Origin of the sequence: Thiomonas sp. FB-Cd (genome assembly GCF_000733775.1) — a bacterium.
Classification (GTDB): Bacteria; Pseudomonadota; Gammaproteobacteria; order Burkholderiales; family Burkholderiaceae_C; genus Thiomonas_A.
On record NZ_JPOE01000005.1, the window covers coordinates 1066424 to 1080472 of the forward strand.

Annotated in this window: 10 protein-coding genes and 1 pseudogene; 6 read left to right on the top strand and 5 right to left on the bottom strand. The window is 59.0% G+C overall.

The genetic code is table 11. The annotated features are described in order from the left end of the window. The first annotated feature begins 9 nt into the window (after positions 1 to 9). The 3 genes from CD04_RS22805 to CD04_RS0118750 all read left to right on the top strand — a co-directional run bounded on the left by CD04_RS22805 (position 10) and on the right by CD04_RS0118750 (position 3132). Complete coding sequence (locus CD04_RS22805) at positions 10 to 1074, top strand: aldehyde dehydrogenase family protein (protein ID WP_051849425.1); 1065 nt, start codon at positions 10 to 12, stop codon at positions 1072 to 1074. Then, positions 1071 to 1862: an AraC family transcriptional regulator gene (locus CD04_RS0118745; protein ID WP_051849426.1), complete on the top strand. Its 792-nt coding sequence runs from the start codon at positions 1071 to 1073 to the stop codon at positions 1860 to 1862. Before CD04_RS22805 ends, CD04_RS0118745 begins: the two co-directional genes overlap by 4 nt. Positions 1863 to 1983: 121 nt before the next feature. Beyond that, positions 1984 to 3132 carry a porin gene (locus CD04_RS0118750; protein ID WP_031409571.1) on the top strand — a complete coding sequence of 383 codons (1149 nt, stop codon included), beginning with the start codon at positions 1984 to 1986 and terminating at the stop codon, positions 3130 to 3132. Positions 3133 to 3407: 275 nt separating this feature from the next. Here the strand turns inward: CD04_RS0118750 and CD04_RS0118755 are convergent, their stop codons facing one another. From CD04_RS0118755 to CD04_RS24915, 4 genes and pseudogenes are all read right to left on the bottom strand, one after another. Then, complete coding sequence (locus CD04_RS0118755) at positions 3408 to 4148, bottom strand: hypothetical protein (protein WP_031409573.1); 741 nt, start codon at positions 4146 to 4148, stop codon at positions 3408 to 3410. Then, positions 4145 to 7276 carry a class I SAM-dependent DNA methyltransferase gene (locus tag CD04_RS0118760; protein WP_081858085.1) on the bottom strand — a complete coding sequence of 1044 codons (3132 nt, stop codon included), beginning with the start codon at positions 7274 to 7276 and terminating at the stop codon, positions 4145 to 4147. The genes CD04_RS0118755 and CD04_RS0118760 overlap by 4 nt, the downstream gene beginning before the upstream one ends. A gap of 4 nt (positions 7277 to 7280) precedes the next feature. After that, positions 7281 to 7562 (bottom strand): hypothetical protein, encoded by a 282-nt coding sequence (locus CD04_RS0118765; protein WP_156030340.1) that lies wholly within the window; start codon positions 7560 to 7562, stop codon positions 7281 to 7283. A 236-nt stretch (positions 7563 to 7798) separates the two neighbouring features. After that, a pseudogene (locus tag CD04_RS24915) lies at positions 7799 to 8246 on the bottom strand (IS3 family transposase); the annotation flags it as partial. 38 nt (positions 8247 to 8284) lie between these two features. On the opposite strand from CD04_RS24915, the gene CD04_RS0118775 reads away from it, so the two are divergent. The 3 genes from CD04_RS0118775 to CD04_RS0118790 all read left to right on the top strand — a co-directional run bounded on the left by CD04_RS0118775 (position 8285) and on the right by CD04_RS0118790 (position 12983). Beyond that, complete coding sequence (locus CD04_RS0118775) at positions 8285 to 9322, top strand: IS630 family transposase (RefSeq protein ID WP_031409579.1); 1038 nt, start codon at positions 8285 to 8287, stop codon at positions 9320 to 9322. Between the two features lie 276 nt (positions 9323 to 9598). Then, complete coding sequence (locus tag CD04_RS0118785; protein WP_231480691.1) at positions 9599 to 10750, top strand: AAA family ATPase; 1152 nt, start codon at positions 9599 to 9601, stop codon at positions 10748 to 10750. 1 nt (position 10751) lies between these two features. Then, complete coding sequence (locus CD04_RS0118790) at positions 10752 to 12983, top strand: S8 family peptidase (protein ID WP_031409584.1); 2232 nt, start codon at positions 10752 to 10754, stop codon at positions 12981 to 12983. Positions 12984 to 12999: 16 nt separating this feature from the next. Here the strand turns inward: CD04_RS0118790 and CD04_RS22265 are convergent, their stop codons facing one another. Beyond that, positions 13000 to 14046, bottom strand: coding sequence for a TniQ family protein (locus tag CD04_RS22265; protein WP_038168558.1), 1047 nt, complete (start codon positions 14044 to 14046; stop codon positions 13000 to 13002). Positions 14047 to 14049: the final 3 nt, after the last annotated feature.

The following is a 14049-nucleotide window of genomic DNA, read 5'->3' on the forward strand; positions in this document are numbered from 1 at the left end:
CGGACATTTATGCGCAGCGTCAGCGTCGGCGACGGCTCTTCACACCCAGCCGCCTTCCGGGTGGCTACTGATCAGGAAGTGCTTGATGCTGCCCACGCGGCGACCGCGGCTTTTGATCCCTTCGTGCATGGCCCGCTAAGTGTGAGGGCAGAGCCGCTCGAAGCGATCGCCGCAGAGATTCAAGCACTCGGCGCTGAATTCATCAATGAGGAACAGCGAGAGATTGGCCTAGCAAGCGCGCGATTAGGAGGGGAACGAGCGCGCTCCGTTGCGCAGCGACGCATGTTCGCGCCAATCTTGCGTGAGCCGGAAACGTCACCGGTCTGCCTCGAGCCCGTGCTGCCTCAACGCTCGCCGCTCGGGGAGATGAGGAGGGGCAACATCGCCATTGGCCCGGTGTCGGTATTCGGATCTAGTAACTTTCCGCGTGCGTTCTCCGTTGCTGGAGACGGCACCGCGTCAGCGCTGGCCGCGGGCCGTCCAGTTGTCGTGAAGGCACGTCCTCGACACTTGGTTACAACGGAATTCGTCGCCGGCTTGAAACCTGCCTTGCCCACCGAACGGCAAACGACCCTTCTCAAAGAATCCATTGCCAACGCTTACCGAACCGGGGTTCGCGTACGCGCAGACTCCGAGGAGTTGCGCGGGTTGGCGTCACATGTCGAAGACGGGCGATTGCACTCTGAGTTAATCGCGGCCTACGCAGGCGCGTTTGGGAGGGGCGCGACGGCGCTGCAAGAGGAGCTATTCGGACAGGCAGCGGCGGTAGTCGTCGTCAATGATGAGCCTAGCCTGCGCAAGGATCTGCAAAACCTAGCCGGGCAGCTGTCGGCTACTTTGTTCGGCGATCTCCCGAGGGTGCTGCCGTTGCTGGAGAGGTTGGCAGGAGGGCTGATGTTCAACGGTGTCCCCGCCGGGGTTGAAGTGAATCGGGCCACGGTCCACGGCGGCTCCCGTCCGGTGACTACCGCCGTGCTTGTCACTTCTGTCGGAACGCTGGCGATCGAGCGATACCGACGTCCGATCTGGCACCAGAACTTGCCCGATCGATTGCTGCCGGCGCACATGCGATGAACACATCTTCGTGGACTGGCCTGCCCCGCGACGGCAAGCTCGAGCAAGTGGTTATCGCGGTCAATTGTTTGGAACCGGTATTCGATGCCCTAGTTGACGCGGTGATTTTCCTGAAAGATGCCGAAGCCCGGTATCTGTTCGTGAATAAGACTTTCATGGATCGATGCATGGTTCGGAGCAAGGATCATGTCTATGGGAGGTTGGCGCAGGACATCTTTCCCCAGCGGTTCGGCGCCGCTTACACGACGCAGGACCGTGCCGTGCTCGCTTCGGGCGATGAGATCACTAACCAGCTTGAGTTGCACTTCTACACCGGGCGCCGCTCAGGTTGGTGCCTGACAAGCAAATACTGCATCGTCGAGGAAGGACGACGGGTGGCGCTGATGGGCATATCGCGCGACCTCAAGGCGCCCGAACAGAATCATCCTGCTTATGAACGCGTCGCGGCGGTGGCCGCACATATCCAGCAACATTACGCGCACAGCCTGCAGCTGCACTCACTAGCGACGATGGCAAACATGTCCATCGCGCAGCTTGAAAGATATTTCAAGATCATTTTCAATCTTTCACCTCGACAGCTTCTGCTCAAAGCTCGGCTGGAGGCGGCACGCAAGCTACTGCCCGGAGAACTTAACCTGACCCAAATTGCTTCACAATGCGGCTATGCCGACCATAGTGCATTCTCCAGGCAATTCAAGACACTAATAGGGATATCCCCCAGAAGCTATCGGGCTTCATTGAGGATGATGGTGCAGAAGGATCCCATGTGCCAAGATGGTCGCAATTAACGCTAAATAAATTCAAGCCCCGAACGAACATGGCAAGTAGAGTGTAGTTAGCTCTGGCTGAAAAGTATTTTCGGCCTCGAGCTAGCCAACGACATGATTCGAATAAGAGTGAGGGGACAAAATGAGGCGTAAAACTGCGGCGCTCGGCGCCATCTTGATTTCTACTGGGTGCATGGGCGCCGCGAAGGCACAAAACTCAGTACAACTTTACGGGGTCGTAGACCTCGGGCTTGAACATCTCAGCTTCGATCATACGGCGGTGTCCCGTCTCGGTTCCGGAGTTCAAGCCGGGTCCCGGATCGGCTTCAAAGGGCGCGAAGATTTGGGTTCGGGTATTAGCGCTGGCTTCCAAGTCGAGTCTGGCTTCTGCGCAAATGGGACTAATGGAGCCGTGTACACCGGGGAAGCGCCCGCGGCGGGTAGCTATTGCACGGGCGGGATGTTCATGGGGCGAACGAGCGCACTGATGCTCGACGGCTCATTCGGACACGTGCAGATGGGCCGAATTTACAGCGATTACCTGAATAACGCTGCGGACGCGGACCCATTCGGGGCTGGGCTTACTGGCGCTATCACAAATATCGATCCTGGCGTGAACGATTATGTGCGGATTTCGCAGGCGCTTCAATACACCACGCCAAGCTTTGGAGGGTTCCGAGCACTAGCGCTCTATGGTTTTGGGGGTTACCCAGGATCCTTGTCAAAGGGGCGCGCAATAAATGTTGCACTCAAATATTCAAAAGGACACCTCAATACAGCCATCGGCTATTTTTCTGTCAATTCGATGGGCTCGGCGAGTACCGCCTCATTCGGGCTGGATGCGACGGGGCGGGCGTTTGCGCCTAATGGTGGTATCGTGAAAAACAGATTCCTCCAGGCCTACCTCTCATATGACGCAGGAGTCGCAACTGTTGCCGGTTACGTGGCGAAGGAGCGATTCGGGCGCGGCGCCACAATGGCTGACGGGAGCGCCTCGCCTGATGTCATGGTATATATGCTAGGCGCTACTATACCGGTAGGTGCGGGAAATATTTTAATGTCATACTCGCAGCACAAGGATAAAAACATGTCAGAATCAACCTCAAGGCAGCTTGCGATCGGCTACACCTATACACTTTCAAAAAGCACAGACATTTATTTTTCGTATGCGGATATTAGAAATGATCGGAACGTCGATCAATACGTCGGTGATGCTACTGTCTCCGGTGCTGGTTCGCTTGGTGGGCAAAACTCAAGCGGCATTGCCCTAGGCCTTAAAAAGAGCTTTTGACCCTCGTATGTGGTGATTCTCCAGCGTGGACTTGACGGGCAGCACTCGGACAAGTGCTAGCCCGTCTTTTCTGTAGGGAAGCGTTGTGCTCCATGAAAACCGCTCGGGCAACCTAGTGCTGATCCGCACCCAGGCGTGGGCGTGTTCACGCCGATTCAATGTTGAACTGTGCCGATTTAATTTTGACCAGGGGCTAGGAGTTGAGCGTTTGGTGCCCAGCGGTGGATAACTATACATAACGCAATTCCTCGGCAGCAGCAAGCCGTTCAGCCTCCCTAGCGCTTCGCCCGCCGCCGCGGTGCCGGATGAGGAAGCCAAAGGTGTAGCAAATTGATTCGCTTGGCGAATGCTGGTCTGCGACGAACATGCTTAGATACGTGGCAAGCCCCATCCCCCGATCCGAAGGGCTTCAGCTTGGACTTGCAGCGAATAGCATCCGAGCGCCGTGCGCGCTTCAAGTAGGACTCCAGCGCCTGCGGTAGCTGATGCTCCGGCGCGGCGTAGCCCAGCATGATACCGAGCGACATGTGCGGAGAGTAGTCGCCACGAACAAATCGGTGCATGCCGTTGATCACATACTCGCGCAGATGCTCGGCGTCAGTGAGCAGTTTGCATTCAATGCACAGCACCGCCTTGGATCGAGCGATGCCCAGTCGACCGGTCTCTACCAGCAACACCTGTAGGTCCGGCATTCTGGGCTCCCTAGCTCTTCGTGCTGAATGTTGCTTTCCCTCGAGAACGATGGTTTGGAACTGGGCGCTGGTGAAGTAAGAAAGCTCGTCGTTGTCGAGCACGGTATTCAGTTGAAGACACAGCGAACCGTTCAGAAAATTTTCCTTGTAGTGCCGCGCCCGAACCTTTGGGCGACCCTTCAATTCAGCATGGATTTTGCCCCAGGAAAAGCGGATGGCTCGAAGCAAATTTTGCGTCGTCAGTGGGTCAAAAGGTCCGGCCACCGGGGGGGCTGCATGATCGCCGACAAAGAAGCAGAACTCGCCAGTCACTAGGCTTGTCATGAGGTTGTTAAAAGTTGGGCGATTTGGCGCGTGAGCAATGCGGCTCTCGACGGAAGCCATTGCACCTGGTCGCTTGGGCGACCCAAGACGACGCCTCTGACAACGCGCTCGGTGATCTGACTCGCGGGATAGGCCTTCAGCACGAACGCGGCTAGTTCGGGAATTCCAGGCATCTGAGGAAGGTGGAGACCAGGGGCCAGCGGGCCACAATAGACATAGACAAATTCCCAGCCTGGAACCTGGCCTTTGTGCACAGAGCGCACCGTCAAGGTCGGGAAACGACCGGCTAGGTGCGCTGCAAGAGACGTCTGAAGTGCGTCGGCGAATCGATCTAATTGAGACGTGGTTACTGGCGCGAGTGCGACATTGCGAGACTTCTCGAATGGCGAAGCTACCAGGACGGTCTCTCGCATTACCGCCAAATCGGCCGCAGTGAATTTCATAACCCTGCGCACCCAGTCGTCCATCTCCGCGCTCACCACACAGCCCCGGTCCAACTTCCCAAAGAGTTGTCCAATCTCTAGCTCGGTTGTTGCCTGGGTCGTCAGCGCCTGTTCACAAGTGACGAGCGGGAGCGTACCGAGATCAATGTCCAGATGCCGCCGGCGCTCGGAGAAGCTAGTGGTTAGTAGGTAGTAGTAATAAGCGTAGACGCTACTAAGCAACAGGGTGAGGTACTGACCAACGAGTTTGCCGTCGCGCAAAGTGCCGAGCGACACGCCCAAAAATGATCCGGAGAACACAGCATGCGATCGCTCTCCGCCGGGGCTCGTGACCAGGATCCCGCCGCTACTCGACTCGAAGGCTCCGGGCGATTCCCGAATCAACAAAACGGGCAGCCGGTAGAGATCCGCTGCGCGAGACCGCTCCATCGGTCGCAGAACGAAGTCCGGCAAAGATGCTGCGTCAACTCGGCATCGCACATTGGCTACGGATGGGGTCAGTTCGGCGACGCGAGACCAATCGACATCCCAATCGATGTCCTTGACTCGGCTGCCAACCTTGTAGCCGCGCCCGCGACGCAGCTTCAGCATGTCATCCAGGTAAGTGGCCAGCGGCACATACTCAATGCGCGTAGCTGCGCTGGGTATCCGGCCATGCCGGAACCACTCCGCCACACGACTTTCGGCAACCGCTGCGGCTGTCGTGCGCCGCTTAATTTTGCGGATCAGTGCGGCATCAATCGCGCTAGCCTTGCCGAGCACTAGTGGAAGGCCTGGCTCAGCCTCAAGCCCGTTTAGATCGTAGTGTTCAACCACCGTATGATCAAGACGCAAATGAGGGCGGCGCTCGGACGATGAAATCAGTCTGGGTGTCAGTATCGCGAAGGTTTGGTCTGAAGCCGGTGCCCGGTTGCGTGCGAAAAGAATGCAGAATGGCACGCCTACCGTTGGCCAGCACCATGCCATCTTATCGACCAGCTCGGCGCCGTTGAGAACGCCTTGTACCGCAAACGACCGGAATAGCGCGGATCGCGCACTGCGGCCGAGGGCAGAAGATTTGGTGAGCAAGCGACCGTGGAGGACGAGAGCGATCACCCCATCCTCCTTCAACAGGTCAGCGCATTTCCAAACAAACGGCAGATCGGGGATGTGATCTGGGTTCTTGTATTGTCCTCGGACACCTCGCTGTGCCATCACGGACGCGGCTAGCTCATTGGCTCGCCGATCCAGCTTCAGCCCTTCGCTGCCCTTGATTGAGGTCCAGGGTGGATTTCCCATGACCACGTCGAATCGCTCCGACGAATGTGAATGATTGGCCCTCAGGCTGCCCAGGGATGCGTCCTCGTCACTCGCGTTGGGGGAAGTCCGCGCGTCAAAGAGTACCGTACCGATCAACGGTTCGTTGAAGTAGAGCTTCTCTGGCGGCCAGGGCGATGGATCGAGTTCGATGGCGCAGAGGTATAACGACAGTGCCGACAGCTTGAGCGCATCTTCATTTATGTCATAGCCACGCAATTGGCCATATAAGATGTCACGAAGCCGCCGAGTGTCTGGCCAGACTCCGGAGACGCGGTATTCGTGCTTGGCCAGTTCGCGGAACGCCAGGCAAAGAAAAACGCCGGCCCCGATTGCAGGATCCAGTACCCGAGCCAGGTGGCGGCGTTCCGGTGCAATGCCTTGCAGCGCCTGCGTAACAACCGTTCGCGCTATGTGCCTTGGGGTGTAGTGGATACTCTCCCTGCGGGCTCTATTTTTGGACCGGAAATGGGCGAAATCCTCGTAGACCTCGCTCAAGACTCCAGCGGGAATGTGCGCGAAGTTCAGACGGTCCCACAGCGGCAGTTGCCCGCTCGCCAGCGTCCTCGACATAATCCAACTTAATGGCGCTAAGGCGCTTGCGGATGTACCGGCGCGCAGATCGCGGAAGTACTGGAGATAGGTTCGCTCACCCTTGTTAAGCTTGAGCAACTCGCCGTTGAACGTGACGTCCAGCCATTCGCACAGGCTCGCCGCCCCTTCGGCGGCGTGGAACGCTTGCTCGATCTCGTCGTTCAGTGCGTCAAATAGGGTCGGCGCCGTATCGCGACTCAGTATTCCCCTGTCCAATAAGAATCGCACAAAGATCGCTCGCCCCACCAGCCCCAGAACGTCGTCGGACTCTGGCTCGGTGGAGGCGTCCCCGACCCCCGCGGATTGCAACTGAGCGGCGACGCGCCGCACGCTGTCTGTCAACAACTCGCGGAGTTCAAACTCCTGCGCTTTCTCCGTGGCGCTCAGGCTCAGCCCACCCTGCAAGACCAATAGCAGCTTGGCCGCTTGCAGAGGATCCAGCAGGTTGAACTCGTCGACTGCGGCATGCTGGTCAAACCGGCAGCGCCAGACCTGAACCTTCTGAGTGGCGTCTACGCTCAACAGCGCCGCCGACGATGAGCGATTGGCCAAGCGATCTGATAGCAGCCGCGCTTGCGCCTGGCGGTTCTGCGGATCCGTATGAAAAGCAATGTAAGCCAGGGGCGCTCGATCACATTCGATCACGGCTTCGACCGGAGACTGGTCCCCCAGCAGATCGCTGTAGTCCGCCGTACGGTCAGTGAGGCCATCCGGCGTGCTGCCGAGCCGGACAATGGATTCTTCTGGCGCCCCTAGGGCCGCCAACACTCGATCCAATCGTGGAGTCGAAGCCATGAGCCTACCTCGACTTGGACGAAATTAGCTTCAGTTGAGTGGGCACAGCAGACTCTGGCGGCGGCGTCTCGAAGACCACGCCGTATTTCTGGAGCAGCGCGCGGTAGTCCATTTGTTCATCTCCCAGATGCCCAAGCAACACGGCCATGACGGCGTAATGCTTGGGCACGAACCCGGACTTCTTGTGGTTCGAGACCGAGGCAGGCAGCACGTCAAGCAAGCGCGCGAAGTCTTGCAGGGTCAGGCCAGCCTTGTGGAGGTGTCGCTTGAATTGATCGTATTTCAAGTGAAACACTCTACATGAAATCATGAACTAGCGCCATGAAATGTTGAATGTATTTAACAAATTTTGCGAGTGAACTAAACCTCAAACACAAGCAGGGCCGCCCCTGCACTAGGCCACTTGGTAGACACCTAGCGGGTATGGGAAGAACTGTTTGTTTGTTTGTTTGTTTGTTTGTTTGTTTGTTCGTGCCGAGCGAACATTGATCCACTGGAGGTGCAGCAGAAAACTCGGACTGCTTAAGCAGCGATCCCCATGATCCTGCGGTATTCGATGGGGCTGCGGAAGCCTAGCGAGATCTTGATCCTTGCCTCGTTGTACCAGCTGACGTAGGAGTCCAAGTCCAAGTCCAAGTCCAAGTCCGAGGCCGAGGCCGAGACGAACTCGTCGATGGTCGTGTTCAGCCAGTCGCGCGAGTAGAACAGTTCGTTCGTCAGGCGGCCGAAAAGACCTTTGCCGGCTGCGTTGTCTGGCGAGCGCGCCTTACGTGACATCAAGCGGACGAGCTTCGCCTCTGCGATGCGCGATAGCCAGCCAGGCCAGCGGTAGTGGCCGCCACGACCCGAATACACCACGAGCCGCCCCCTGCTTGCGGTAACCCCGTCCGATGACGGCGTCCAACATCGTGTTGACGAGCTCGGCGTCTGTATCCGTGCCAGTCGACCAGCTATAGATTCGGCCCACAAAGAGATTGAACTTATTGAGTTTTTCCGCATCTCACGCTCATGGAAAAAGACGATGCAAGAAAACTCAGCCCAGCCGAGCAGCACGAGCGGCGTCGGCAAGTCATCCGCTCACACAAGCGAGGGAGAACGCGCACGCAGATTGCCCAGGAAGTGGGGTTGAGCTACACGGCGGTGAGCAAGACGATCGCGCGCTTTGAATCGCAGGGGTTGGCTGGTCTGGCGCCTCGCACGCGCGGTCGGCGCAGTGGCGAGGACCGCGCCCTGTCGGTGGAGCAGGAACAGGCCATCCAACGCACCATCTGCGACAAGCGCCCGGAGCAGTTGAAGATGGACTTCGCGCTGTGGAGCCGAGCCGCCGTCATGCAGTTGATCGAGCGCGAATACGGCATCAAGCTGCATGTGCGCTCGGTGGGCAAATACCTGGCGCGCTGGGGCTTCACGCCGCAAAAGCCGATCAAGCGTGCCTATGAACAGTCGCCAGCGGCGGTCAAGGAATGGCTGGACACGCAGTACCCGCAGATTGCGCAGCGCGCCAAGACAGAGGGCGCAGAGGTTCACTGGGGAGACGAGACGGCGCTGGTCAACACCGATGTGCGAGGCCGCAGCTTTGCACCCAAGGGGCAGACGCCGGTGGCCATGGCGGTGGGCGGCACGCGTCAAAAGCTCTCCATGATTGCCTCCGTGACCAACCAGGGCAAGGCGCGCTGGATGATCATCGACGGCGCGTTCAACCATGAGCGGCTGATCGAGTTCTTCGAGTCACTGGTCAAAGACACGGGCAAGAAGATCTTCCTGATTCTGGACAACCTGGGGGTGCATCACTGCAAGCCGGTGAAGGCGTGGCTGGCGCAGCACAAAGAGCAGATGGAGGTGTTCTATCTGCCCAGCTACAGCCCCGAACTCAATCCAGAGGAGCGCCTGAACGCGGACCTCAAGCATGTGATCCGAACCAAGGTTCCAGTGAGAACCAAGGCGAAGTTGCAGGCCGCCGCCGTTGAGCACATGACCGCCCTGACCAACAAGCCCGAGCGTGTCAAAACCTTCTTTCAAGATCCGTTTGTCAAATACGCCGCATGACACTGTTTGAGGGCCGGATCAATAACAACCATGCCATTGAAGCAATCGATCATGGGGGCAAGGTGCACCTTGCCGGCAGAGATCTGGAACTCCGTGAAGTCGGTGTGTGGCCTCTGCCCGGTGGTCGCATGGTCAAGCGCCTAGGGATGCCCGCTCACGGATTGCCCTTGCGCGCTCATAGCCCTTGATGACGTCGCCAATTTTAGGTTAGACTTTGCCAATTGATATCACATCACATGCTGGCGGATCGACGTGAATTCTGGAGAGAATCTCCAATTGGAGGCTGATTTCGCCAATTTGGCGCGACTTGCGGCGTCGGGGGCGCAGGAAGATGTTCGTCTTTGGCTCGCCAAGCTCGTGCGTCGCTACCGGACGAGTCATCCTACCCTCGCGGAACGGTTGAACGAGACGCTGAAGGCAACGCATACGCGATCCGCCGGATCCGCCGCACTGCGTCGTGCGGTCGCGCCTTCATTCTCGACGGCCGAGGCCACTCTTCCCGTCGATGTCGACACCCGTATGTCGCTGCTCCGCGTGTCGGACGACCGAGATTCCGGTCTCGAAGGGCCGCTGCTTCCGGATGCCCTTTCGGCCGAGATTGACGGCCTGATCCTGGAACGATTCGAGCTGGACAAGCTTCGGGCGCATGGCATTCGTCCGCCACGATCAGCCATATTGATCGGTCCGCCGGGCGTTGGCAAGACACTGTCCGCACGATGGATCGCCTACCGTCTAAATAAACCTCTTTGGGTTTTGGATCTCACGACTGTGATGAGCAGCCTCTTGGGTAAGACAGGCGCCAATTTGCGAATGGTTTTCGACCATGCGAAGGCGAACGAGGCGGTGCTGCTGTTGGATGAAATCGACGCCATCGCGAAGCGCCGCAGCGACGAGTCTGACGTCGGAGAGTTGAAAAGGCTGGTCACAGCCATCCTTCAGGAGGTGGATAGCTGGCCTGACTCGGGACTACTGCTTGCGGCAACGAACCACCCTGAGCTGATTGACCCGGCCCTCTGGCGGAGGTTTGACGCAATCTTCAGATTCCCCAACGCGGACATCGGTACCGTCGAGCGAGGTGTCCGGCGGTTTCTCGCGCGGGATGCCGATGATTTTGAGCCGCTCATCGGGCTGCTGGCGGATGCCCTCAAAGACACTTCGCTTTCGGATGTCGAGCGAACGGTGACCATGCTCCGGCGGCAAGTCCTCTTGAAGGAAGCCTCGCCCGCCGAGGCGATCGTACGCCTAGTCGCACCGCACATCGAAGAGCTCGACAAAGCGCATCGGCAGACCCTTGCGATCGAATTGGCCAAATGCAAGGCATACTCCCACAACCGCATCATGGAACTGACCGGCGTTTCGCGCGACACAATTCGGAAGTACGCAGGGCCGTCGCCTATCAAGGGACGCAGTGGAAGAAAGGACGCATGACATGGCAACGCGTTTTCTGATTGGGCAGGGTGAGCTGCTCGCGTACGATATTCCCCCGCCACCGATCATCCCGTCGAAGGCACACCCATACACGCTTGCGCAGGCGAAGGAATTTCTCGTGCCGCGCATGCTGAGCACAGCGCTCGCCATGCAGGATCTGGCCGCTGATGCGTGTCCTGACGACGTGGCCGTCGCCAAAATTGACCTTCATCCGGCCTACATCGCCAAGTCCTTCTTTCCCAAGGACCTTCTGCGTGCTGCAGATCTCACCTCCATCGGAAGCCGAACGGTCCGCGTCAAGCCCAGGAACGACGTTCGGAAGAAGGCACCAGAGATTAGCGATACGACGGAGCTGTTTGTGGCCGGAACGAGGGCGGCTTTTGCCAAGCTTCCCAGCATTGCGGGCGAATTGGCGGAAGGGTCCAAGCTCGGTAGCCAGCTCGCCGAGATCGAGGCTTTCGAGCCAATGACGGCACATGATCGAATCCGGGGTGAGATCAAGGCGACGACTCGAGTCTTCGAGGTCGGGCTCCATCTGTTGCCTGGATGCGGGCCAGATGAGGTGCGCACACGTTTTGAGCGCTATGCGAGGAAGCTTGAATTCAAGGTCAACCACGAACTGCAGTTTCCTGTCGGCCGTATGCTGTTTTTGGCGCTTTCAGGACCAGCAAGCGGGATCACGGACCTTGCCCAGTTCACCCTTGTGAGGAGTGTCCGGACTATGCCGGGCATTCGTGGTGCGCGTCCGATTTCGCGAGGGACACCTTTGAGCGTTGGCTTCAAGTTGCCCCTGGTTGATCCACTCTCCGACGAGCCGTCCGTCGCCATTCTGGATGGCGGGCTGCCCAAGGACACCGTGGTGCAGAGGTACGTCGGACGCTATCTGAAGTCGGACGAGTCAGCCAATGACATCGACGACTATAACGAGCATGGCCTTGGCGTCACTTCGGCCTTTCTGTTCGGTCCAATCGAGCCGGGAACCATAGCACCACGCCCATTCGCCGCCGCTGATCACTTTCGTGTTCTGGATGCGCTGTCGGACGCGGAAGATCCGTACGAGCTGTATCGCACGCTGGGGCATGTCGAGGATGTGCTGCTTTCACGTCAGTACCAGTTCGTCAATCTGAGCCTGGGTCCGAACTTGTCAACAGATGATGGCGACGTGCATGCGTGGACTGCGGTGTTGGACACCCTTCTCAGCGATGGTGAGACGCTGATGACGGTGGCTGCGGGCAACAACGGCGAGGCAGACGTCGCAACAGGTCTGCACAGAATCCAAGTCCCAGCGGATAGCGTCAACGCACTGAGCGTGGGCGCCGCCAACCGGACTACGGCCGATTGGGCGCGCGCCGCGTACAGCGCTCAGGGGCCTGGCCGAAACCCCGGCCGTCGCAAGCCCGATGTGGTTGCCTTCGGCGGAAGTCCAAAAGAGTATTTCCACGTTGCGGCCCGTGGCCCAAAGCCGGTGCTCGCGACGACCATGGGGACAAGCTTCGCAGCGCCTTACGTACTGCGCACAGCGGTTGGGGTCCGGGCTGTCCTCGGCGAGGCGGTGCATCCCCTGACGATTAAAGCGTTGATGATTCATGCGGCAAACAATGATTCGGGTGCGCCCGTAGACGAGGTCGGTTGGGGGCGAATCCCGAGCGACTTGAACGACATCATCATGTGTGGCGATGGCGAGGCGCGCATCCTCTACCAAGGGCTTCTGAGACCCGGGAAATACATGCGAGCGCCAGTGCCGCTCCCTAAAGCCCCATTAAGCGGCCGAGTTTCGCTCTCGGCGACCTTTTGCTACGCCAGTCCCGTGGATGTCGAGGATGCCGCGGCCTATACAAAGGCTGGCCTGACAATTGCATTCCGGCCTCACTCAGCGAAGATCAAGAAGGGAGGAAAGTCACCCGCGACGAGGACGTTCTTCTCGCAGCAAGAGTACCGGACCGAGCAAGAGCAGCGCAGCGACCTGGGCAAGTGGGAAACGGTCCTTCACGCAAGCGATAGGATGCTCGGCACCAGCTTGCACCAGGCCTGCTTCGACATCCACTACAATGCCCGCGATGGAGGCGCTCATGCGGGCTCGGGGGCAGAACTGATTCGTTATGCGCTGGTGCTGACGGTGCGTGCGCCGAAGCACGTTGATCTGCACGGAGACATTCTTGCTAACCACAGCCTACTCAAGGCCATTGAGCCGAGAGTTTCCCTGCCGCTGCGCAGCGGCTCGATCCGTTCGTGAAACCCAAATGCGCACATCAGTTCGTTTCACGGCGATTCTGCTTCCGGTGCGGGATGGCTGCGGTGACAGCGTGACGATACGTGGCGGGCGCGTCATCGAAGTCCCGCAACAGGTGGTTGTAGCGAAGAGCACCTGCCTTCACTGCCGCGCCGAGCCGCCCACCGAGGTCAGCGAGAAGCCAGGCCCCGCATTGGAGCAAGGCATGGCGCGCAGCGAGCTGCAGTGACTCGAACGGCATCCGTTGTTCGGCCGCTTTCACCGGATCCTCGATCCCGTGAAGGTCCAGGAGATAGGCTCGAAGCGCGACCGCATTTCGCGTTGAGAGCATCAGCGCGCAGATGTGGCGCAAGACAGCGAGCTCGCCGACGAACTCAGCCGGTGGCGGCAGGGCGGCAAGAGCTTCGGCCATTGCCACGAGCTTGCCGAATGCCGCCGCGTCCACGACGCGGGGCGATTCGGTCGGCGCCACAGTGAGGTTGGACTTGCACTCGTGGCAGCGCGACACGTTGACCGTCTCGCCGTCGGAGTCGCCCGCGTTCATGCCGAAATCCATGCGGAAGAACGACACTGCTGCGCCGCATGCGTGGCACCGGTCGTATAGCATGCAGCGGTGGCGCGGACAGGTCGTGCTGAGACTGAGCCGCCAGACCTTGCGGAAATATGGCGTCGCGTCTTCAGCTAGGCACGCCGGGCAGAACTGCTGCCCGAATCCTTCTCGAAGCCGGTGATATATCTTCAGCGACAGGATCCAATTCAGATGGCCGGACGGACGCGGGTTGCGAAACAGGATGCCGTTGTACACCTTGAGCGTGGTGCCATATGCGGTCTCAAGGGACGTCCCAGTGTGCAGTGCAAGGGTGTCGACGAGCCAGGGCGGCGCCAGTCGGTCGATGTCGCGATTCCAGACCTGCAGGCGGTTGCCGAAGATCAGGTTGCAGAAGGTCTGGACCTTCAGGCCGTGGCCGTGCGCCAGACGTACGAGCCAGCTCGACAGTAGCTCGTCGGGGAGCGGCTTGTATCGGATCGGCCAGAGTGGCGCCGTGACGCCCCGAAAGCCCTCCACGGC